General features: G+C 67.0%; 16 protein-coding genes and 2 pseudogenes. 14 read left to right on the forward strand and 4 right to left on the reverse strand.

Annotation, left to right across the window (positions count from 1 at the left end; translation table 11 throughout):
* The first annotated feature begins 176 nt into the window (after window positions 1–176).
* Window positions 177–2282, forward strand: a complete 2106-nt coding sequence (locus tag ACTJJK_RS10275; protein ID WP_440730139.1) for a TonB-dependent receptor family protein — start codon at window positions 177–179, stop codon at window positions 2280–2282.
* An 18-nt stretch (window positions 2283–2300) separates the two neighbouring features.
* On the opposite strand, the gene ACTJJK_RS10280 is transcribed toward ACTJJK_RS10275, so the two are convergent.
* The 4 genes and pseudogenes from ACTJJK_RS10280 to ACTJJK_RS10295 all read right to left on the reverse strand — a co-directional run.
* Window positions 2301–4556 carry a DUF5916 domain-containing protein gene (locus tag ACTJJK_RS10280; protein WP_440730140.1) on the reverse strand — a complete coding sequence of 752 codons (2256 nt, stop codon included), beginning with the start codon at window positions 4554–4556 and terminating at the stop codon, window positions 2301–2303.
* A gap of 230 nt (window positions 4557–4786) precedes the next feature.
* Window positions 4787–6217, reverse strand: a complete 1431-nt coding sequence (locus ACTJJK_RS10285) for a DUF3734 domain-containing protein (RefSeq protein WP_081931297.1) — start codon at window positions 6215–6217, stop codon at window positions 4787–4789.
* 205 nt (window positions 6218–6422) lie between these two features.
* The gene (locus ACTJJK_RS10290) at window positions 6423–7223 is read right to left on the reverse strand and encodes a 3-hydroxybutyrate dehydrogenase (protein ID WP_031373852.1); all 801 of its coding nucleotides are present in this window, start codon (window positions 7221–7223) and stop codon (window positions 6423–6425) included.
* Window positions 7224–8270: 1047 nt separating this feature from the next.
* Window positions 8271–8735, reverse strand: a pseudogene (locus tag ACTJJK_RS10295) (SET domain-containing protein); the annotation flags it as partial.
* Between the two features lie 263 nt (window positions 8736–8998).
* Here ACTJJK_RS10295 and ACTJJK_RS10300 point away from each other — a divergent pair.
* From ACTJJK_RS10300 to ACTJJK_RS10360, 13 genes and pseudogenes are all read left to right on the forward strand, one after another.
* A complete protein-coding gene (locus ACTJJK_RS10300; protein WP_031373854.1) occupies window positions 8999–9460 on the forward strand; it encodes an SUF system Fe-S cluster assembly regulator in 462 nt (153 codons plus the stop codon).
* 16 nt (window positions 9461–9476) lie between these two features.
* Entirely contained in the window at window positions 9477–10967 is a 1491-nt protein-coding gene (gene sufB, locus ACTJJK_RS10305; protein WP_036149647.1) for a Fe-S cluster assembly protein SufB, read from the forward strand.
* The gene (locus ACTJJK_RS10310) at window positions 10964–11623 is read left to right on the forward strand and encodes a hypothetical protein (RefSeq protein ID WP_031373856.1); all 660 of its coding nucleotides are present in this window, start codon (window positions 10964–10966) and stop codon (window positions 11621–11623) included. The genes sufB and ACTJJK_RS10310 overlap by 4 nt, the downstream gene beginning before the upstream one ends.
* A 73-nt stretch (window positions 11624–11696) precedes the next feature.
* Window positions 11697–12461, forward strand: coding sequence for a Fe-S cluster assembly ATPase SufC (sufC, locus tag ACTJJK_RS10315; protein WP_031373857.1), 765 nt, complete (start codon window positions 11697–11699; stop codon window positions 12459–12461).
* A gap of 90 nt (window positions 12462–12551) precedes the next feature.
* Window positions 12552–13836: pseudogene (gene sufD, locus ACTJJK_RS10320) on the forward strand (Fe-S cluster assembly protein SufD).
* Between the two features lie 100 nt (window positions 13837–13936).
* Window positions 13937–15172: a cysteine desulfurase gene (locus ACTJJK_RS10325; RefSeq protein WP_440730141.1), complete on the forward strand. Its 1236-nt coding sequence runs from the start codon at window positions 13937–13939 to the stop codon at window positions 15170–15172.
* Window positions 15169–15714, forward strand: a complete 546-nt coding sequence (locus ACTJJK_RS10330) for a GNAT family N-acetyltransferase (RefSeq protein WP_031373860.1) — start codon at window positions 15169–15171, stop codon at window positions 15712–15714. Before ACTJJK_RS10325 ends, ACTJJK_RS10330 begins: the two co-directional genes overlap by 4 nt.
* A 208-nt stretch (window positions 15715–15922) precedes the next feature.
* The gene (locus ACTJJK_RS10335) at window positions 15923–16246 is read left to right on the forward strand and encodes a Rieske (2Fe-2S) protein (protein ID WP_031373861.1); all 324 of its coding nucleotides are present in this window, start codon (window positions 15923–15925) and stop codon (window positions 16244–16246) included.
* 500 nt (window positions 16247–16746) lie between these two features.
* Window positions 16747–19044 carry a TonB-dependent receptor gene (locus ACTJJK_RS10340; RefSeq protein WP_440730142.1) on the forward strand — a complete coding sequence of 766 codons (2298 nt, stop codon included), beginning with the start codon at window positions 16747–16749 and terminating at the stop codon, window positions 19042–19044.
* A 93-nt stretch (window positions 19045–19137) separates the two neighbouring features.
* Window positions 19138–19824: a Fe2+-dependent dioxygenase gene (locus ACTJJK_RS10345; protein WP_031373863.1), complete on the forward strand. Its 687-nt coding sequence runs from the start codon at window positions 19138–19140 to the stop codon at window positions 19822–19824.
* An 86-nt stretch (window positions 19825–19910) separates the two neighbouring features.
* Window positions 19911–20543, forward strand: coding sequence for a PepSY-associated TM helix domain-containing protein (locus ACTJJK_RS10350; protein WP_031373864.1), 633 nt, complete (start codon window positions 19911–19913; stop codon window positions 20541–20543).
* 64 nt (window positions 20544–20607) lie between these two features.
* Entirely contained in the window at window positions 20608–21123 is a 516-nt protein-coding gene (locus ACTJJK_RS10355) for a DUF2271 domain-containing protein (protein ID WP_223619916.1), read from the forward strand.
* Between the two features lie 111 nt (window positions 21124–21234).
* The gene (locus tag ACTJJK_RS10360) at window positions 21235–22044 is read left to right on the forward strand and encodes a DUF4198 domain-containing protein (protein ID WP_031373866.1); all 810 of its coding nucleotides are present in this window, start codon (window positions 21235–21237) and stop codon (window positions 22042–22044) included.
* The last annotated feature ends 23 nt before the right edge of the window (window positions 22045–22067 follow it).

Genomic DNA, 22067 nt, shown 5'->3' on the forward strand with positions numbered 1-22067 from the left:
CTTTAGCGGACGGAAGCTTTGCTCTTGCGTGAAAGAGACGCCGGAAGCCGCCGGGACGCGGTCGCGGCTCGCGCCGCTCCTACCCTCAAATCAAGAGCACCCCACTGCGGCGTTATGCCGCATCCACCCCGACAACCGCCTGACTACGCTTGCCGGCTCCCACCCCGGACCCCGCCATGCGCGCCGTCACATTTCGCCCCTCCCTGCTCGCGCTGGTCACGATTCTCACCTTCGCTCTCCACTCGCATCGTGCATACGCGCAGTCGACGGAAACGCCTGCCATCGGAGGTTCGGCCTCGGCCGATCATTGGTCGTCGGCCAAGACCCTCGACTCGGTGCGGGTGTTCGGCCTGAGGGGCCAGCCGCTCGCCGTCGACGGCATCGAGCAAGCGCGCGAGCGTCTCGACGAGCGCGCCGGTGCGACCGGGCTGGTCGACGGCGAGTCCTATCGCGGCGGCCGTGTCAGCACCCTGACCGATGCGCTGGGTTACGCCGCCGGTGTGTTCGTGCAACCGCGTTTCGGCGCCGAAGAAGCGCGGTTGTCGATCCGTGGCTCCGGCCTGCAACGCACCTTCCACGGGCGCGGTCTCGAGCTGTTGCAAGACGGCAGCCCGCTCAACCTCGCCGATGGCGGTTTCGACTTCCAGGCGGTCGAGCCCTTGTCGTCGCGCTATATCGAGGTCTATCGCGGTGCCAATGCGCTCGAGTTCGGTGCCGCCACGCTCGGCGGCGCGATCAACTTCGTTTCGCCGACCGGGTACGACGCCGCCCCCATCAGCCTGCGCGTCGAAGCCGGCGACTTCGGCTATCGTCGCGGCCAGGCCGCTTTCGCCGGCGTGTCCGGCCGTGGCGACGGCTATCTGAGCCTGAGCGGTCTGCGTCAGGACGGCTTCCGCGATCATGCCGAGCAGGAAAACTATCGCGTGTTCGGCAACGCCGGTTTCCGCTTCAGCGATACCCTCGACGGCCGCGTTTACCTCACCCACGTCGACACGCGTTCGGCCTTGCCGGGCAATCTGACCCTGGCCGAATCGCGACGCGACCCCACCCTCGCCGCGTCGGGCAATCTCGCCTTGAACCAGCGCCGCGACTATCGCCTCGACCGCATCGCCGCCAAACTCGCATGGGCCGCATCCGAGACCGGCACGCTCACGCTTTCGCTCTACTACGCCGACAAGTCGCTCGACCACCCGATCTTCCAGGTGCTGCGCCAGGAAAGCCGCGACACCGGTGTCGACCTGCGTTGGCGCGGCGAGTCGCAATGGTTCGGCCGCCGCAACGTGCTGATCGCCGGCGCCGCCTTCGCCCAGGGCGACATCGAGGACGATCGTTTCTTCAACATCGCCGGCCACGCCGGCGCGCGCAGCAATCGCTTCGACCAGCGCGCGCGCAACGCCAAGCTCTATGTCGAGAACCAGACTTGGCTCGCGCCGAGCTGGGTGCTGGCCGTCGGCGCGCAGGCGCTGCGTTCGCAGCGCCGCTCGCAGGACCGTTTCATCACCGGCGGCCGCGACGAGAGTTTCTCCCGCGACTATTCAGGTATCAGCCCCAAGCTCGGCCTGCGCTATCTGCTCGATGCGTATGCCCAGCTCTACGCCAACATAAGCCGCAGCCTGGAGCCGCCGAGTTTCGGCGAGCTCAGCGGCGGCCCCGGGGTGACCCAGGTCGACCGGCAACGCGCGGACAGCGGCGAAATCGGCCTGCGCCTGGATCGCGACAAGCTGTCGGTCGACTTCGCCCTGTATCGCGCCCACATCGACGGCGAGCTGCTCTCACTCAGCGACGGCAGCGGCAATCCGCTCGGCACCGTCAATGCCGACCGCACCATTCACCAGGGCATCGAACTCGGCCTGGGTTGGCACCCGGCCGAGCACTGGACCTTGTCGGCGAACTATCTCTACAACGACTTCCGCTTCGACCGCGACCGTGTCTACGGCGACAACGACCTCGCCGGCATGCCTGCGCAGCAGCTGCGCGCCGAACTGCGCTGGTCGCCGGGCGAGTACTTCTATCTCGCCCCGAACCTCGAGTGGACGCCGCAGAACTACTACATCGACCACGCCAACAGCTTCAAGGCACCGGGCTACACCATCGCCGGCCTGCGCATCGGCGGAAAAGTCGCCAAGGACTGGTCGTGGTTCGCCGACGCCCGCAACCTCGGCGACCGCAAGTGGATCGCCAGCAGCAGCGTGATCGCCGATGCGCGCGGCCAGGACGGCCGCAACTTCCTGCCCGGCGACGGCCGCTCGCTCTATCTTGGCCTGGAGTGGCGGCCGCGCTGAGGCGACCGCCGCCCCGGCTCAGATCTCGAACCGATACGACAGCTTGACCAGCAATTGCTCGCTGTCGCGCAAGTCGAAGGCATCGCGGAATTCGCGTCCGACGCCGCGGTCCACCCGGCCTTCCTCGAACATCTCGCCGCCGCGCACGTAGGCGATGTAGAGATAGGACAGCGGCGCCAGTTCGTAGCGATAGCGGATCTGGAAGCCCAGGTTGCGCACGCGGAAATCCGGGATCGCTTCGTCGACCGCGAGCGCGCGGCCACCGGCGTCGACGCGGTAGGCCTGTTTCAGGCGCGCGTCCAGGCCGATGGTTTCCAGGCGCACGCGCAGCTCCTGCTTGTCGTCGATGAACCACTGCAGGCCCGCGTCCAGCACCAGGGTATCGGCACGGAACGCACCGAGGCGGTTGCCGCCGCGCCACAGCAGCCAGTCGGGCGCGTGGCTGTATTCGAAGCCGGCGAACAGGATCAGGCGGTCGTTGAACTGATAATTCGGCTCCAGATAGAGGCTGGTTTCGCCCTCGTCGATGCCGCCCAGGCCGTCGGCGCTGTAGCCGGCCTCGATGGCCAGCGACCATGGGCTGTCGCCCTGCCGCGGCAGCAGGCGCTCGTAGTTGACGAACAAACGCGACGGCACCCGCAACACGCCATTGCCGCGGGTGATCAGGTCGTCGTGGCCGGCCGTCCACAGCGCGACCTCGGCGAACTCGTTGCCGCCGTTGCGTAGCTCGCCGCGCCGGGTGATCGCGAACGCGTCGGCTATGTGCACGCCGTCGTCGCTGTAGCGGCGCGAAGCGGCGTAGTGCCAGTCGTGCGAGGCATAGGACGAATCGGCCGGCAGGTCGGTGACGCGGCGGCCCAGGTCGTAGCGCAGGTAGTTGAAGTTGTTGCGCTCCAGATAGCCGAAGTCGTTGAGCTGCAGATCCTTGCCCAGGTGCAGGCCGTACAGTTGTTGGCGCCAGCCGCCGCCCATGTCGTAATCGACCCGGATCTGGCCACCGCTGTCGCGTAGGGCACGACCGCCTTGCTCGACGTCGGAGGCCACCAGCGTGCCGCGGATCGCCCACTGCGGGTTCGGCGTCCAGCGCTGGTCGAATTCGTAGACGTTGGCCTGGCGGTCCAGGAACGGGCGGTCCACGCGCGTGACCATCGCGCCGAGGCCGAACGCGGCGAAGTCGCGAGTGGCGCGCACCGCGTAGAAATCGCGGCCGACCTCGTCGCCTTCGTTGGCCGCGAACAGGCCGTAGTTGAAGCCGCCGGCGCTGCCGTTGAGCTTGAGTGCGGCGGTGACGTCGCCCGAGCCCAGGCCGTCGTCGGTCTTGCCGCCGACGCGGCGGGTGTAGATCAGGCGGCTGTTGCTGTTGTACGAACCGAAGGGCAACTCGAAGAAGCCCTGGTTCTCGGTGAAGAACGGGCGCTTGTCGCTGAAGAAGGATTCGGTGGCGCTGAAATTGACGGTCAGCTCGTCGCTTTCGACCTGGCCGAAATCGGGGTTGATCGTCGCGCTGAGCTGGAACTTGCCGCTGGGCTTCCAGAACAGGTCGGCGCCGGCGTCGAAATCGCCGTCGTGGCCGACCGCGTCGCCCACCCCGACCACGTACGGGGTGATCGCCAGCAGCGACTGGCTGTAGGCCGGCACTTCGATGCGGTTGAACGCGGACAGGAAGCGCGCTTCGGTGTAGTGCACCGCCGGCCACGAGGTGCGCTCGCCGGTCGAGGCGATGACCCGGTCGAGTTCGATGCCGAGGGTGCGGGTGCCGCCGGCGACGTCGCGCATCGGTGCGATATGCCAGGGGATCAGCATCTCCGCCGACCAGCCGTTGTCGTCCTCGGCGGTGGCGTGGCGCCAGTCGCCGTCCCAGTCGTCGTTGAACTGGTTCTCGCTGGTGATGGTGGTGTCGACGATGCTGTTGGCCAGGGTCACGGTGAAGTTGTAGCCGGCACGGCCGTCGCCGTCGAAGTCCACGTAGAGGTTGACCCGGTCGACGGTGGCGTTGCCGTCGCGCTGGGTGTGCTGGCGCAGGCGCGGCACGCCGGCCGGCTGGTGATTGCGGAAGGCCACGGCGAGCCCGTCCGGAGTCGCCAGCAGCCAGGCCTCGGTCGGCTGCGAGGCGGCCGCGCGCGACAGCGGCTGGGTCAGGCGGAAGTCGTCGATGCGCTGGGCGCCGCGCCATTCCTCCGGGTCGATGCGGCCGTCGATCTCCAACCCATAGGCGCAGGGAGAGGCGATCGCAGCCGAGGTCGCGAGCAGGGAGGTGAACAGATTCGTGCGCATACAGCAGCCCCGGTGATGCGGATTGATCGCATAGCGAGTGCCTGCCCCGGCCCTCGTCGATGACGGATCGCGGCGAACGGTGTCGCGATGCCGCGCAGACTAGCGGTGCGGCGGCTTTTCACCGCATGGCGTAAGTCATGGCAACCCTTGGCCGCCGACGCGCATCCTTGAGTTCGGCGACCGGTCCGCAGGGCTGAATGCGCGCCCGGTTACGCCCCGACTCGCCCGGCTCAGGGCGCGGTGGCGTCGTGGGTGACGAAAGCCGATTCGCCGGCCGGCAGTTGCATCCAGTCCGGATGGGCCAGGGCCCGGGCGATGTCGGACTGGCCGGACAGCCAGTGCTCGCGCATGGCCACGCGGCCGAACTGGTAGTCCTTGAAGTGGCCGATACGGGCGCGGTCGCGGTAGATCAGGTGGATCACGCTGTAGCGGCGGTCGCAGGCCAGCTCGGCGGCGTGCTGGGCCCAGGGGTTGCTCGCACGCACGTCCTCGGGGATTTCCTCGAGCAGTTCGCGCAGCAGACGCCGGTAATGCTGGAACACCCGCTGGGTGTCGGTGATCAGGCGGGTGCGGCTGGAGTATTGGATTTCTTTCTGCCGCTCGGCGACGTCGAGCAGGGTCTGCGGCAGGTCGCCGCGCGCGTTCCACAGGTCGACCTGGAACACCAGGGTGTCGCGGCGCGGCGACGAGGTCAGCACGTGCGACAGCGGGGTGTTCGAGACCAGGCCGCCGTCCCAATAGTACTCGCCGTCGATCTCGATGGCCGGGAACGCCGGCGGCAAGGCGCCCGAGGCCAGGATGTGGCGCGCGTCCAGGCGCATCCGGGTGTTGTCGAAATACTCCAGATTGCCGGTGCGCACGTTGACCGCGCCGACCGAGACCCGGATGCCGCCGTCGTTGAGTCGGTCGAAATCGACCATGCGTTCGAGCGTGGCGATCATCGGCGAGGTGTCGTACAGGCTGGCCGCCGCCGGCCCGGGCACCGCGAACGGGTCCTGGCCGAGCCACGCGCGCGGACGGTAGAAGCCGTTCTGGCCCTCGACGATCGCGCGCCAGGCCTCCCAGGTATCGAGCCAGGCACGGGTGTCGGCATCGAGATCGGCGAACCGCGCTTCCTGGCCGAAGGTGGTCGAGGGCAACAGGGTCGGTTGCGAGATCGTCGCCCAGAACTCGCGCAGCGCGTCCATGCGTTTGTCCGGCGGGTTGCCGGCGATGATCGCGGTGTTGAACGCGCCGATCGAAATGCCGGCGATCCAATTGGGCGCGATGCCGGCTTCGTACAAGCCTTGATAGACGCCGGCCTGATAGGCGCCGAGCGCGCCGCCTCCCTGCAGGACCAGGGCGATGTTCTCCGGCAACACCGAGGTTTCGGCGCGGATGCGCTCGCCCGCGGCCTTGGCCGCACGCGAGGCGGCCTGCTTGCTGGCCGCGCGCTTGGGTGGAGTCGCCGGCTTCGGCACGCGCTTGGCCGGCGCGCGCGCGACGGGTGAGCGTGCGGCGACGCTGCTGCGCCTGGAGGGTTCCTTGGACGGCTCTTTGCGGGCCGGGGTCTTCGTAGATGGATCTTTCTTGGCCGCCGTCGCCGGCTTGGGATCGCGCTTGGCCGGCGTCCGCGATGCGGGTTCGCGCTGCGGCGGTGTGGAGCGCTTGCTGCTGGGCATTGCGGTTGCCTCTTCGGAAACTTTCGCGGCGGTCAGGCGCCCATGGTGCTTCGCTTGCGCCGTTATCGCCGTGAAGACCGATGGCGCGGCGAAGCAGCAAGGGGCAACGGCAGCCCCCTGCCCCCTTCCTCAAAGGGGGGAAGCCGAAGGGACTTCAGCGTCTTGTAACGATGAAGCCCATCCACGCTGCTTTCGCAGACGCCCGTTACTGCATATACCAACCATGGCTGACCACGAAGCTCTGCCCGGTCAGCGCCGCACTCGGGAATTCGGCGAGGAAACGCACGGTCTGGGCGACGTCCTCGACGGTGGTGAACACGCCGTCGACGGTGTTGCCGAGCATGACTTTCTTGATCACCTCGTCCTCGCTGATGCCGAGCTCCTTGGCCTGCTCGGGGATCTGCTTGTCGACCAGCGGGGTGCGCACGAAGCCCGGGCAGACTACATGGCTGCGCACGCCGTGTTTGGCGCCTTCCTTCGCCAGCACCCGCGACAGGCCCAGCAGGCCGTGCTTGGCGGTGACGTAGGCCGACTTCAGCGGCGAGGCCTCGTGCGAATGCACCGAGCCCATGTAGATCACGGTGCCGCCCCGGCTCTGGCCCGAACCGTTGTCCTTGTACATATGCGGCAGCGCCGCCTTAGTGGTCAGGAAAGCGCCGTCCAGATGGATCGCGAGCATCTTCTTCCAATCGGCGAAGGCGTAATTCTCGATCGGATTGACGATCTGGATACCGGCGTTCGACACCAGGATGTCGATGCCGCCGAGTTCGGCGACCACGCGTTCGATGCCGGCGTTGACCGCGGCCTCGTCGGTGACGTCCATGGCCACGCCGATCGCGCGGCCGCCGTTGCCGGCGATTTCGTCGGCGACGGCCTGGGCCCCGGCCTGGTTGAGATCGGCGATCGCGATCGCGGCGCCGGCGCGGGCCAGCTCGTGGGCGATTTCCTTGCCGATGCCGCTGGCGGCCCCGGTGACGACGGCGACCTTGCCTTGGATCGAACTCATGGCGACTCCTGGATACGGTGCGAAGGGAAGAAGGGCGTTGCGCCGCGCGATGCGCGAACCGGCGACCATTGTCGCCGCCGCACGTTATCGCGGCGTGGCGGCCGGCGCACCGCAGTGTCCCGTCGCGGCGACGAAGCGGCTATCGGACCTTCGTACCCGGCCCGGGGGCTTTGCGGGATCGGGCGGGAAGGGCACGAAGATATCGGCCGAGCGTTGGTCAGAACGACCGGGCGCTGCATTGGAGGCCGGCCTGCGGACCGCACCCAGGATTGCAGGGCGGTCGCGTCGCGCGTCGAAGCCGCGCGGTCGCGGCTTGCGCCGCTCCTACCCCGAAGCAGCCCTGCCGTTGCCGTTGCTTAAAGAGCTGTGCGCCATTTTGCACTCGCGAAGCCAATCGAAGACCCGGAGGGCGGCCCGCATGGATGCGGGCCGTTTTTCATCGGGACAGGGATGTCCCGTATGAAAAAGCCCCGCGTCAGCATCGAACGCGCGGGCTTGTGATTCAAAGAAAAGCATTTTTCTTTGGTTACCTTTCTTTTGTTGCTTATGACAAAAGAAAGTAACCCGCCACTTTAGTGGCGGAAGCTTTTGGCGTTTGATCTTGATATTGCTTGAGCGATACGCCGCGAGACCGAAACAACGCGGTCGCGGCTCGCGCCGCTCCTACCCTTGCGACAGCCCGCCGCTTCGGTGGGTAGCACCGGCATTGTCGCCTCTGCGCATCCCTTGGTCGCGGCTCGCGCCGCTCCTACTCTGCGACAACACGCCGCTTCGGTGGACGACGTAAGCCATATTGCCTCTGCGCATCCCGCGATCGCGGCTTATGACCGAAGGAAATCCGCTAGGACGCCGCTCCTACAGGGGCGGGATGCCGCCTTCGGACTACCCGGCGGGCACCCGAGGACCTCCTCGATGCCCGCGGTGCGCGCCATCAGCCCGGAACTGCGCCGGGCCGGAAACCTCTCAATCCTTCTTCTTGCCCTTCTTTTTGTCTTTCTTTTTCTTCTTGTCTTTCTTCTTGTCCTTGTCCTTCTTCGCCTTTTTGTCCTTCTTCGGCTGCAGCATCGTCCCGGTGCAATTCGCCGATCCGCAGCGGCACTCCCAGATCTTCTTCAGTTCCTTGGTGTGCTTCTCGGCCAGGGTGATGCCGTAGTTGTAGGACAGTTCCTCGCCCGCGGCGATGTCGCGAACCGCCTCGATGAAGACCCGGTCGCGGCGGCGGTCGTCGCCGTCGTCCTCTTCCAGCACCGCCTCGCAGTTCGGCGAGCAGCTGTGGTTGATCCAGCGCGCGGTATTGCCTTCGTGGTTGGCGTCGATCACGTACTCGTCGTTGAGCGTGAACAGGAAGGTATGGCCGGAGTCGGCGTCGCCGGTCTCGCCCGCATCGACCTCTTCGTGGGTGCGGCGGCTGCCCTTGTACTCGACGACCCGCTCGCCCTTGGCGATCGGTGCAATGGCGAACACACCATTGCCGTGAATGGCGGAACGACGGGCGGCGATCTTGCGCGGCATAGCGAATCCCAAAATGACGAACCAGCATTCTGACGTGCTTGAACGGCCTTCGCTATCCAGGTCCCTCCGCACAGCCGACGGCCTGTATGCATCGGGCCAAATCTCAGGCCAGACCTCGGGCCGGACCTCGGACCAGGCCCCTCACCGCGGCCAGGGCCCGGACCGCCCCCGCGATACGCCTGAATCGCGCAAAACCCCCGGCTTGGCCGCGCCCGGAGAAAAACGTACAATTTCGGTACGAATTACCCCGAGCGGCCCCGCCGATGCTCCGCGTCACCAAACTCACCGACTACGCCACGGTCGTCCTGACCGTCCTGGCGGCCCAGTCCGACCGCGTCCTGAGCGCGTCGGAGCTGGCCGAGCGGGCGGGTCTGGAGGCGCCGACGGTCAGCAAACTGCTCAAGCCGCTGGCCCAGGCCGGTCTGGTCGAGGGGTTCCGCGGCGCCAACGGCGGCTATCGCCTGGCCCGCCCCGCCGACGAAATCGGCCTGATCGAGATCGTCGAGGCAATGGAAGGCCCGCTCGGCATGACCGAGTGCAGCGTCCACGAAGGCAATTGCGGCCTCGAACACCAGTGCGGCGTGCGCGCCAACTGGCGCCGCATCAACGACGTGGTCATCGAAGCCCTGAGCAACGTCACCCTTGCCCAGATGCTCGCCCCCACTCCTTCCTTTTCACCCGAACCAGCCGGCCGGCGCATCGATCTGCGCCTGGCCGGCGCTTAGACAGTAGGCAGCCGCCATGGCCACCGACATCATCAAGACGCCCGCTCCCTCGGGCGACATCGCTAATCGCCCGCTTCAGAACGAGGCGATCCACGAACAGCTCGGGCGTCGCTACGAAGCCGGTTTCATCACCGACATCGAATCCGACAGCCTGCCTCCGGGCCTCGACGAGGACACCATCCGTGCCCTCTCGGCCAAGAAGGAAGAGCCCGAGTGGATGACGCAGTGGCGACTGGAGGCTTATCGCCACTGGCTGACCATGCCGATGCCGCATTGGGCCAAGCTCAACATCGCCGCGATCGACTTCCAGGCGCTCAGCTACTACAGCGCGCCAAAGGCCAAGTACAAGTCGCTCGACGAAGTGCCCGAAGAGCTCATCGCCACCTACGACAAGCTGGGCGTGCCGCTGCACGAGCGCGCGCGGTTGGCCGGCGTCGCGGTGGACGCGGTGTTCGACTCGGTCTCGGTCGGCACCACCTTCCGCAAGGAACTGGCCGAGAAAGGCGTGATCTTCTGCTCGATGTCGGAAGCGATCCGCGAGCAACCCGAGTTGGTGAAGAAGTACCTCGGCAGCGTGGTGCCGACCGGCGACAACTTCTTCGCCGCGCTCAATTCGGCGGTGTTCTCCGACGGCAGCTTCGTCTTCATCCCCAAGGGCGTGCGTTGCCCGATGGAGTTGAGCACCTATTTCCGCATCAACGCCGGCCACACCGGCCAGTTCGAGCGCACCCTGATCATCTGCGAGGACAAGGCCTACGTCTCGTACCTCGAAGGCTGCACCGCGCCGATGCGCGACGAAAACCAGCTGCACGCGGCGGTGGTCGAACTGGTCGCGCTGGAAGACGCCGAGATCAAGTACTCGACCGTGCAGAACTGGTATCCCGGCGATGAGAACGGCGTCGGCGGCATCTACAACTTCGTGACCAAGCGCGGCGAATGCCGCGGCGCGCGCAGCAAGATCAGCTGGACCCAGGTCGAGACCGGTTCGGCGATCACCTGGAAATACCCCAGCTGCGTGCTGCTCGGCGACGATTCCAGCGGCGAGTTCTACTCGGTCGCGCTGACCCATCACCGCCAGCAGGCCGACACCGGCACCAAGATGATCCACATCGGCAAGCGCACCAAGTCGAAGATCATCAGCAAGGGCATCAGCGCCGGCCGCGGCCAGAACACCTACCGCGGTCTGGTCAAGATCGAGAAGAACGCCGCCGGTGCGCGCAACCACACCCAGTGCGACAGCCTGTTGATCGGCAAGAAGTGCGGGGCGCATACCTTCCCCTACATCGAGGTCAAGCACCCCGATGCGACCGTCGAGCACGAAGCGACCACCTCCAAGATCAGCGACGATCAGCTGTTCTATTGCCGTTCGCGCGGCATCGGCGAGGAAGACGCGGTGTCGATGATCGTCGACGGCTTCTGCAAGTCGGTGTTCCGCGAGCTGCCGATGGAGTTCGCGGTCGAGGCCAAGAAGCTGCTCGAAGTCTCGCTGGAAGGTTCGGTCGGATGAAGCCCGCACCCTTGCTCCCGGCGCTGCTGGCCGCGGCGCTCGCCGCCTGCTCGGCTGCGCCGGCCCCGCCGACCGCGGCGTCGGCTCCTGCACCGGCGACCACGGCCGCCGCGGCTCCGACGCCCGCCACCGCGGTCGCGCCGGTCGAGGCGCCGCTGGCCCCGCCGGGCACGATCAAACACGCGCTCGCCGACGGCGAGTACCTGTTGCCGTTCACCATCGCGCCCGAGCAAGCCGAGACCCACGACCCGCGCGTGCTGCAATGGAGCGAACACCCCTGCGGTGCGACCCCGTATGCGCGGGTGCGCGCGCTGCCGCTCGACGACAAGCTGCTGATCGCCGACGAGGTGATCGAAATCGACGACGCCGGCCAGGAACTGCGCCGCTGGCGCAAGCCCTTCGAGGCCGACGTGGTCGCCATCGACGGCGAGCGCCTGCGCCTACGCAGCCTCGACGGCAACGGCGTCGAACGACTGCTGTGGACCGACCCGGCCGGCACCCTGGCGCCCGCGCAAGTCGCCGCCGAGGCCGAACCGCGCCGGTTCGATTGCCCGGCGCTGAAAGCCTTCGCCGGCTCCGATTTCGTGCAATGCCTGGAGTACGCCGATGCCGGCGGCGCCAAGCGCAAGCTCGCCTACGAAGGCGTCTGTACCTGAGCGCGGGCCCTCGCCGCCCGCCTTCCGACCCGATACCGGCGCCGCCGCGCCACTCAGTTTTCTGGACACCCCCATGTTGAAGATCGAAAACCTCCACGTCCAAGTCGCCGGCAAGGACATCCTCAAAGGCCTCTCGCTCGACCTGCAGCCGGGTCAGGTGCACGCGATCATGGGGCCGAACGGCGCCGGCAAATCGACGCTCGGCAATATCCTCGCCGGCCGCGAGGGCTATGAGGTGACCGAGGGCACGGTCGAATTCGAGGGCCGCAACCTGCTCGAACTGGAGCCGGAAGAACGCGCCGCCGCCGGCGTGTTCCTGGCCTTCCAGTACCCGGTCGAGATCGCCGGCGTCAACAACACCTATTTCCTGCGCGCTGCGCTCAACGCTCAGCGCAAGGCGCGCGGCGAGGCCGAGCTCGACTCGATGCAGTTCCTCAAGCTGGTGCGCGAGAAGCTCGCTGTGCTGCACCTGAAGGACGAGTTGCTGCACCGCGGCGTCAACGAAGGCTTCAGCGGCGGCGAGAAGAAGCGCAACGAAATCTTCCAGCTCGCCCTGCTCGAACCCAAGCTGGCGATCCTCGACGAGACCGACTCCGGCCTCGACATCGACGCGCTCAAGGCCGTCGCCGACGGCGTCAACGCACTGCGTTCGCCCGACCGCGCCTTCCTGGTCATCACCCACTACCAGCGCTTGCTCGACTACATCAAGCCCGACGTCGTGCACGTGCTGGCCGACGGCCGCATCGTCGAGAGCGGCGGCCCGGAGCTGGCCCTGGAACTGGAAGCGCACGGCTACGAATGGCTCAAGGACCGCGTCGCACCGGAGAGCGCCGCGTGACCCCGCCCCGCCACGCCGCCATCGACTTGCATACGCAGGCCCGGGCCTGGGCCCCGACACGTTCCGCCGCGCCTGCGCGAGGACACTGACATGAGTCTGCTACTCGAAGGATTCGCCGCTTCGTTCGAGCAATTGTCGGCACGCGAAGCCGCCGGCCTCGGCCCGACCCGCCGCGCCGCGCTCGATGCGGTGCTGCGCGACGGCCTGCCCGGCCCGCGCAACGAAGCCTGGAAGTACACGCCGCTGCGCGCGCTCGACCGGCGCGCGTTCGCCGCCGCCGATCTCGCCCCGGGCGGCTTCGACGCCTCGGCCATCGCCGGCATCCCGACCCCGCGCATCGTCTTCCACAACGGCCGCTACGACGCCGTGCACAGCGACCTCAGCGGCCTGCCGCAGGGCGTTTCGCTGCAGCCGCTGTCGCAGGTGCTGGCGATCGACGACGCCCGCGAAACCAATTTCCTCGCCCGCCGCTTCGACCGCAGCGACGAGATCTTCGCCCGCCTCAACGCCGCCCTGGCCGACGAAGGCGCGGTGCTGCGCGTGGACGCCGGCGTGCAGGTCGCAGGCGCGATCCATTTCGTCTTCGTCGGCAGNCGACCGCGCCTGGCATTTGCGCCACCTGGTCGAGTTGCGCGAAGGCGCATCCCTGACCTTGGTCGAGCACCAACTCGCGGCCGACAGCCACACCCACTTGTCCAACAGCCTGACCCACGTGCACCTGGCGCCGAACGCATCGCTGTCGCATGCGCGCGTGCAGGACGAGGCGACCGGCGCGACCGTGGTCGCACGCACCGACGCGGTGCTCGCGCGCGCCGCGCAGTACCGCCGCATCGATCTCGAACTCGGCGCGGCGCTGTCGCGGCACGAACTCAACGCCGCGCTGCATGGCGAGGCCGCGCAGGTGCATGCCAACGGCGTGCTGCTCGCGACCGGCCGCCGCCATCTCGATACGCGCCTGGGCATCGACCACGTCGGCCGCGACAGTCAGTGCCAGCTGACCTGGCGCGGGCTCGGCGCCGGCCGTTCGCGCACCGCCTTCCACGGCGGCATCCTGATCCGCGAGGGCGCCGACGGCAGCAATGCCGCGCTGTCGAACAAGAACCTGCTGCTCAACGAAGGCGCCGAGATCGACACCCAGCCGGTGCTCGAGATCCATGCCGACGAAGTCCAGGCCGCCCACGGCGCCACCGTCGGCCAGCTCGACCCCCAGGCGATGTTCTACCTGCGTTCGCGCGGTTTGCCGGCCGAACAGGCGCGTTCATTGCTGACCGCGGCGTTCTGTCGCGAGACCTTGTCGGTGCTGGAGGACGAGAGCGCGCGCTCGATGCTCGAAGTGCGCTTGAACCTCGCCCTCGAACGCCTGCAAGTCGTTTGAAACGAAGAACGAGTGCGCAGGAGAGAGTAACGAGTTCCAGCACGCTCTTACTCGTTTCTCGCTCCTCTCCACTCGTTGCTGGCTCCACCGGACCTTACCGATGACCGTCGCCCAAGCTCCCTCGATCGATTGGACCGCCGTCCGCGCCGACTTCCCGGTGCTGACCCGCGAGGTCCATGGCAAGCCGTTGATCTATTTCGACTCGGCCAACACCGGCCAGAAGCCGGCCGCGGTGATCGAGGCGGTCGACGATTTCTATCGCCACCACAACGCCAACGTCAGCCGCGCCGTGCACGCGCTCGGCAGCGAGGCGACCGAGGCCTACGAAGGCGCGCGCGCCAAGCTCGCCCGCTTCCTCAACGTGCGCGTCGACGAACTGGTGCTGTGCAGCGGCACGACCTTCGCGATCAACCTGGTCGCCTACTCCTGGGCGCTGCCGCGCTTGCGCCCCGGCGATGCGATCGTGCTCACGCGCATGGAGCACCACGCCAACATCGTGCCCTGGCAGCTGGTCGCCCAGCGCACCGGCGCGACCATCAAGGTCGCCGAGATCGACGAACGCGGCCAGCTCGATCTGAATCAGTTGTATTCGTTGCTGACGCCCGAGGTGAAGCTGCTCGCGCTGACCCACGTCTCCAACGTGCTCGGCACCGTCAACCCGGTGCGCGAGATCTGCCGCGAAGCGCGCAAGCGCGGCATCGCCACCCTCGTCGACGGCTCGCAGGCGGCGCCGCACCGGCCGCTCGACATCGCCGCGATCGGCTGCGATTTCTATGCGATCACCGGCCACAAGATGAGCGGCCCGACCGGCACCGGTGCGCTATGGGCGCGGCGCGAACACCTCGATGCGATGCCGCCCTTCATCGGCGGCGGCGAGATGATCAAGGAAGTGCGTTTCGAGGGCACCGTGTTCGCCGACGGCCCGCGCAAGTTCGAAGCCGGCACGCCGAACATCGCCGGCTTCGTGGGCCTGGGCGCGGCGGTCGATTACCTGTCGGCGCTCGGCATGGCACACATCGACGCCCGCGAGCAGGCCTTGCTGGCCTACGCCAACGAAGCCTTGTCGCAGGTGCCCGGCCTGCGCATCTTCGGCCAGGCGCAGGAGAAGGCCGCGGTGATCAGCTTCCTGGTCGAAGGCGCGCACGCGCACGACCTGGCGACCCTGCTCGATCTGGAAGGCGTGGCGATCCGCTCCGGCCACCACTGCGCGCATCCGCTCATGCAACACTTCGGCGTGCCGGCGACCTGCCGCGCCTCGCTCGCGTTCTACAACACCCACGACGAGATCGACGCGTTCGTGGCCGCCCTGAACAAAGTCCGCAAACTGCTCGCATGACCCACGACACTCTGAGTTTTCGCGCTGCCACCCTGGCCGACACCGACGCCCTCGTCGACCTGGTCGAATCGGCTTATCGCGGCGATTCCAGCCGCGCCGGCTGGACCACCGAAGCCGACTTCCTCGACGGCCGCCGCACCGGCGCCGACGACATCAAGGCCTGCCTCGACCGTCCGCAGAGCGTGATCCTGATCGTCGAGCGCAACGGCGCCGACGCCGCACCCGAGCTGCTCGCCTGCGCGCATGTCGCGGCCGAGGACGGCGCCGGCTACTTCGGCATGTTCTCGGTCAAGCCGACCTTGCAGGGCGGCGGCATCGGCAAGCGCGTGATCGACGAAGCCGAACGCATCGCCCGCGAGGACTGGAAGTTGCCGGCCATGCGCATGACCGTGATCGACATCCGCGACGAGCTGATCGCCTTCTACGAACGCCGCGGCTACGTCCGCACCGGCCACTACAAGCCCTTCCCCTACGGCGACGAGCGTTTCGGCCTGCCCAAGCGCGACGATCTGCGCTTCGAGGTGCTGGAAAAGACGTTCTGATGTCCGTGGGCTGAGGCCTGGTTGAGGCGTCGGGGTTAAAACGACGCCCCGTCGTCCTGGTCTCCACTTCGCCCGCTTTACGATCCGGCCTGCATCCCTTGGCCGGTCGCATCCATCGGCAAGGCCAGGAAAGCGCGCAGTGCACACCGGCCCTGCCCGCTTCTACAATGCCTCGCAACGCACTGCCAGCTCTTCAGGAAAGCAAGCCATGGGTGACTGGGTTTTCGTCTGCGCCACCTCGCAATTGCTGCCCGGCGAATCGACCGTCGCCTGGGACGGCGACACCGCGATCTTCGTATGCAACTACGACGGCGATTTCTACGCCCTCGAAGACCGTTGCTCGCACGAGGACTTCGAACTGTCCGCAGGCGCCTTCGACGGCGAGGAAGCCACGGTCGAATGCGTCCTGCACGGCGCCCGCTTCGACGTACGCGACGGCCGCCCCTTGTGCGCGCCCGCCTACGAACCGGTGGTGAAGTTCCCGGTCAAGGTCGAAGACGGCGGGGTCTGGACCCGCGACGACCGCGAGTAGGCGCCGCTTCGTTTCGATCATTGTCGCTGCAGCTGTTCCCCCTTTTCCAAAGGGGCCGGGGATTTTCCTTTCGCTTCTTCTCCACCCGGGCAAGAGCAAATCCCCCGCGCCGAAACTGCATCTGGCTTCGTGCCTGCGCCAGGCGCTCGCCCCTTTTGTCATCCTTTGTCGAAGGGGGCGACGGCGAACGCCGCGATGGGGCTAGGGCGCGAGCTAGGTGCTTTGGGTCGCGGCTTACGCCGCTCCTACAAGAGGGTGTTACGCGAGTCCGGTGCTTCACGGTCGCGGCTTGCGCCGCTCCTACCCCTTTGAAGCACCGATGCCAGCGCTCGTATGCGGCCCCCTGCGCCTGCCAAACCCCTGTTTGCGCACGCATTTACACCGGAAACGGTTACAAGACCCTCGAATTGTTCACAATTCGTTGCAAATGAGAATCCATCTCATTAAGATCGCGGACTGACGCGGCCCCGCGCCGTTTATCCGCAATCCAGAGATCCCCCATGACCACGAAGTTCGTCGTGTCGCCGCTCGCCGGTGCACTTGCCCTCGCCCTCAGTCTGCCCGTGCTCGCCGCCCCGGCGCCCGAACCCCAGGCCAAGGACCTCGACGGCGTCGCGGTGCACGGCCAGCGCGTACAGAAGGCCAGCAGCGGCAAGTACACCGCGAACCTGCGCGACACCCCGCAGACGATCAGCGTGATCGACCGCACCACCATCGACGGCCAGAACCTGCTCTCGCTGACCGACATCCTCAGCACCCTTCCGGGCATCACCTTCGGCGCGGGCGAAGGCGGCGGCGGCTTCGGCGACAAGATCAACCTGCGCGGCTTCGACGCCAGCAGCGACATCACCGTCGACGGCGTGCGCGACAGCGGCCTTTACAGCCGCACCGACCCCTTCAACCTGGAAGCGGTCGAAGTCGTCAACGGCGCCAACTCGGTCTACTCCGGCGCCGGCTCGGTCGGCGGCACGGTCAACCTGGTCAGCAAGAGCGCCGGCCTCAACGAGTTCCACAAGGCCTCGATCGCCGCCGGCACCGACAGCTACACCCGCGTCACCACCGACAGCAACTTTGTGCTGGGCGAAGGCTCGGCGCTGCGCCTCAACGCGATGGCGCACCAGAACGACGTACCGGGCCGCGACGTCGAGCAGAACGAGCGTTGGGGCGTGGCCGCATCGCTCGCCTTCGGCCTCGGCAGCGACACCAGCTGGACCTTGAACTACCTGCACCAGGAAGACGACAACACCCCGCAATACGGCCTGCCGTTCTTCAACGGCGACGTGCTGCCGGGCATCGACCGCGGCAACTACTACGGTTACAGCAACATCGACCGTCAGGACATCCAGCTCGATTCGGTCACCTCGATCCTCGACCACGCCTTCAACGACAATTTCAAGATCCGTAACCTGACCCGTTGGCAGCAGGCCGACCAGTTCTCGCTGGTCGACGCGGTCCAGGGCACCTGGTGCCTGGCCAACAACCTCACCCCGACCGGCACCAGCTGCGGCAGCACCCGCCCCGGCAACTACAGCCCGAGCGGCCCGCGCGGTTACGGCCGCGACACCCGCAACACCACGCTGTACAACCAGACCGACCTGACGGTGAACTTCAACACCGGCGCGATCGAGCACAACCTGGTCGCCGGCTTCTCGGTGCTGCACGAAGAATTCGACCTCGACGTCACCAGCGATTTCCGCAACCCCAACGGCACCAACCCGTTCCTCGCGGGCCTGCCGCAGATGAACATCGCGCGTCCGGACCACACCTACCGCGGCCCGCTCAACCGCACCCTGACCGGCCGCACCGAAGGCGAACTCGACAACCGCGCGATCTACGTGTTCGACACGCTCAAGTTCAACGAGCAGTGGCAGCTGAGCCTGGGCGCGCGCTACGAGCGCAACGAAGGCGAGACCATCAATGCGGTGGTCGTGCAGGCTCCGACCGCGGCGAACCAGCCGCTGCCGGCCCAGCCGATCGGCACCGTCACCGGCTACGGCGTGCCGTTCAAGAGCAACGACGATCTGTTCTCCTACCGTGCCGGCCTGGTTTACAAGCCGGTCGAGAACGGCAGCATCTACATCGCCTACGGCAACTCGAAGACGCCGTCGAAGGCCTCGGTCAACGGTTCGTGCACCGCGCAGACCTGCTCGGTCGATCCGGAAACCGCGGTCAATTACGAAATCGGCACCAAGTGGGACTTCCTCGACGGCCGCCTCGCCCTGACCGGCTCGGTGTTCCGCAACGAGCGCGAGAACTACAAGGTCGCCGACCTCGACAACCCGGCCAACCTGTCCGGCATGCAGCAGCTCGACGGCAGCGCGCGCGTCGACGGCTTCATGATCGGCCTGTCCGGCCTGATCACCGACCAGTGGGCGGTCTACGCCAACTACGCGCGTCTGGACAGCGAAGTGCTGCAGGGCGTGTCCGACTTCCAGGCCAATCTGGGCCGGGACTACACCAAGGGCGATCGTCTGACCCAGGTGCCGGAAGACTCCTTCAGCCTGTGGACCACCTACGACATCAGCCCGCGTTGGCAGGTCGGTTACGGCGCGACCTTCCAGGGCAAGATCTGGCTGACCCAGCACAGCGCGACCAACCTCAACGGCCCGCTGACGACCTACGGCAGCTACTGGACCCACCGCGCGATGGTCAACTACAAGATCAACCGCCAGGCCTCGCTGCAGCTCAACATCAACAACCTCACGGACGAGGAGTACTTCACCCGCATCCGCAACAACGGCTGGGCCACCCCGGGCGACGGACGCCAGGTGGTGCTGAGCGCCAACTTCGCCTTCTAAGTGGTATCGAACCTCGAGTTCACGTTCTAATCGGACTTCCATCGTCCAGGCGCGCCGCCCGGGTCCTCCCGGGCGGCCGCATTGAGGAAACCCATGCTGCTGCACGTGCCCAAGGTGCTCACCGCCGAACAGGTCGGCCATTGCCGCGAACGCCTGGCCCAGGCCGGTTGGAGCGACGGCCGGATCACCGCGGGCCACCAGTCGGCCAAGGCCAAGGACAACGCGCAACTGCCCGAGAACGACCCGGTCGCGCGCGAGCTCGGCCCGATCATCCTCGACGCGCTGTCGCGCAACCCGACCTTCTTTTCCGCGGCGCTGCCGCAGCGGGTCTACCCGCCCCTGTTCAATCGCTACGCCGGCGGCCAGTCGTTCGGTTTCCACGTCGACAACGCGATCCGCTACGACCGCAGTCGCGGCGGCATGGACGCGGTGCGCACCGACCTGTCGGCCACGCTGTTCCTGAGCGCGCCCGAGGAATACGACGGCGGCGAGCTCGTCATCGAAGACACCTACGGCACCCACCCAGTGAAGCTGGCGGCCGGCGACCTGGTGCTGTATCCCGGCACCAGCCTGCACAAGGTCACCCCGGTCACCCGCGGCGAACGCCTCGCCTCGTTCTTCTGGATCCAGAGCCTGCTCGCCGAAGATTCGCAGCGCCGGCTGATGTTCGAGCTGGACGTGTCGATCCGGCGCCTGACCGCCGACGTGCCCGATCATCCCGCGCTGGTCCAGCTGACCGGCGTGTACCACAACCTGTTGCGGCGCTGGAGCCAGACGTGAGCGCGGCCAGCCGCGACGATCGCGCGATCAAGACCGGCTCGATCAAAGCCGGCCCGATCAAGGCCGGCCCGATCAAGGCCGAACCGATCAAGGCCGCTTCGGGCACGATCGATCCGAATCGTCGCGCCTATTGGCTCAAGACCCTGCACCGCTGGCACTGGATCAGCGCCGCGGTGAGCCTGGTCGCGCTGCTGCTGTTCTCGGTCACCGGCATCACCCTCAACCACGCCGCCCAGATCGAATCCGAACCGGTCGTGGTCAACGTCAAGGAAACCTTGCCGGCGAGCCTGCTGCGCGGCCTCAAGCGCGAGCATGCCGCCGACGCGCCCTTGCCCGGCGCGGTCAACGACTGGCTCGCCGATGCGTTGGACGTGCGCACCGCCGAACGCAAGGGCGAGTGGTCCGATGCCGACGTCTACGTCTCGTTGCCGCGTCCCGGCGGCGACGCCTGGCTCAGCATCGACCGCGAGAGCGGCGCGATCGAGTACGAACGCACCGACCGCGGCTGGATCGCCTGGCTCAACGATCTGCACAAGGGCCGCAACACCGGCGCGGCCTGGCGCTGGTTCATCGACCTGTTCGCGGTGGCCTGCCTGTTGTTCGCCTCGACCGGCCTGTGGCTGCTGCAACTGCACGCACGCCAGCGCGGCAAGACCTGGCCGCTGGTCGCGGCGGGCCTGGCGGTGCCGCTGCTGCTGATCATCCTGTTCATGCACTGACCCATCCCCTTTACGCATTCGTCGCTTTACGCATTCCCCGCTTTAGAACTCCCAGGAGCGATCCATGAAGCTGTCGTCTTTCAAAGTGCTGATCCCGGCGATGGTGCTGCCGATGCCGGCGCTCGCGGCCGATCTCGAACTCAACATCGAGATCCCGCGCATCAACGCCGCCGAGTACCACCGCCCCTATGTCGCGGCCTGGATCGAAAAGGCCGACAACAGCGTCGCCAGCAACCTCGCGGTCTGGTACGACCTCGACATGAAGAACGGCGAAGGCACCAAGTGGCTCAAGGACATGCGCCAGTGGTGGCGCCGCAGCGGCCGCACCCTGCAGATGCCGGTCGACGGCGTCAGCGGCGCGACCCGTCCGGTCGGTCAGCACGCGGTTTCGTTCAAGGGCAACAGCAAGGCCCTCGCCGGCCTCGCGCCGGGCCGCTACACCCTGGTCGTGGAAGCCGCGCGCGAAGTCGGCGGCCGCGAAATGCTGTCGATCCCGTTCGAGTGGCCGGCCAAGGCGCAGAACCTGTCGGCGCAGGGCAAGACCGAACTCGGCAAGGTGAAGGTGGTGGTGAAGCCTTGAGAATCGGGAATGGGGAATCGGGAATCGCGCGAGCGGTCTCCGACTCCTGTTCCATCCCGGCTCTTCCCCTAACGATTCCCGATTCCCGATTCCCCATTCCCGGATAAAAACATGAACCTCAAACTTCTCGCCGCCGCCGTCGTCGCCACGTTCGCGCTCGCCGGCACCGCCCAGGCGCACAAGGCCTGGCTGCAGCCTTCGCAGACCGTGTTCTCCGACAAGGGTTCGTGGCTGACCGTCGACGCCGCGGTCTCCAACGACCTGTTCTATTTCAACCACGTGCCGTTACCGCTGGAGCGCCTGCAGATCACCGCGCCCGACGGCAGCGCCGTGCAGCCGCAGAACGGTGCGACCGGCAAGCTGCGCAGCGTGTTCGACGTCGAGCTGTCGCAGGAAGGCACCTACAAGGTCGCGATGAACAACGAAGGTCTGTTCGCCAGCTACAAGCTCGGCGGCGAAGCCAAGCGCTGGCGCGGCAAGGCCAGCGAGTTCAAGAGCGGCATCCCGGCCGGCGCCACCGAGGTCAATGCCTCCGAAAGCCTCGGCCGCGTGGAGACCTTCGCCACCGTCGGCAAGCCGAGCACGACCGCGTTCAAGACCACTGGCAAGGGCATCGAGCTGGTGCCGGTGACCCATCCGAACGATCTGTTCGCGGGCGAAACCGCGAGCTTCCAGTTGCTCGTCGACGGCAAGCCGGCGGCGGGCCTCAAGGTCGAAATCGTGCCGGGCTCGACCCGTTATCGCGACCAGCAGAACGAAATCAACGTCACCACCGGCAACGACGGCAAGTTCGAGGTCAAGTGGCCGCAGGCCGGCATGTACTGGCTGGAAACCACCAGCGAAGACGCCAAGACCACGCTGCCGGAAGCCAAGCAGCGTCGCCTGAGCTACGTCGCCGTGTTCGAAGTGCTGCCGCAGTAAACCGATGCCGGTGTCGACGCCGC

This window comes from Lysobacter sp. 22409, assembly GCF_052045105.1.
Lineage (GTDB): Bacteria > Pseudomonadota > Gammaproteobacteria > Xanthomonadales > Xanthomonadaceae > Lysobacter > Lysobacter antibioticus_B.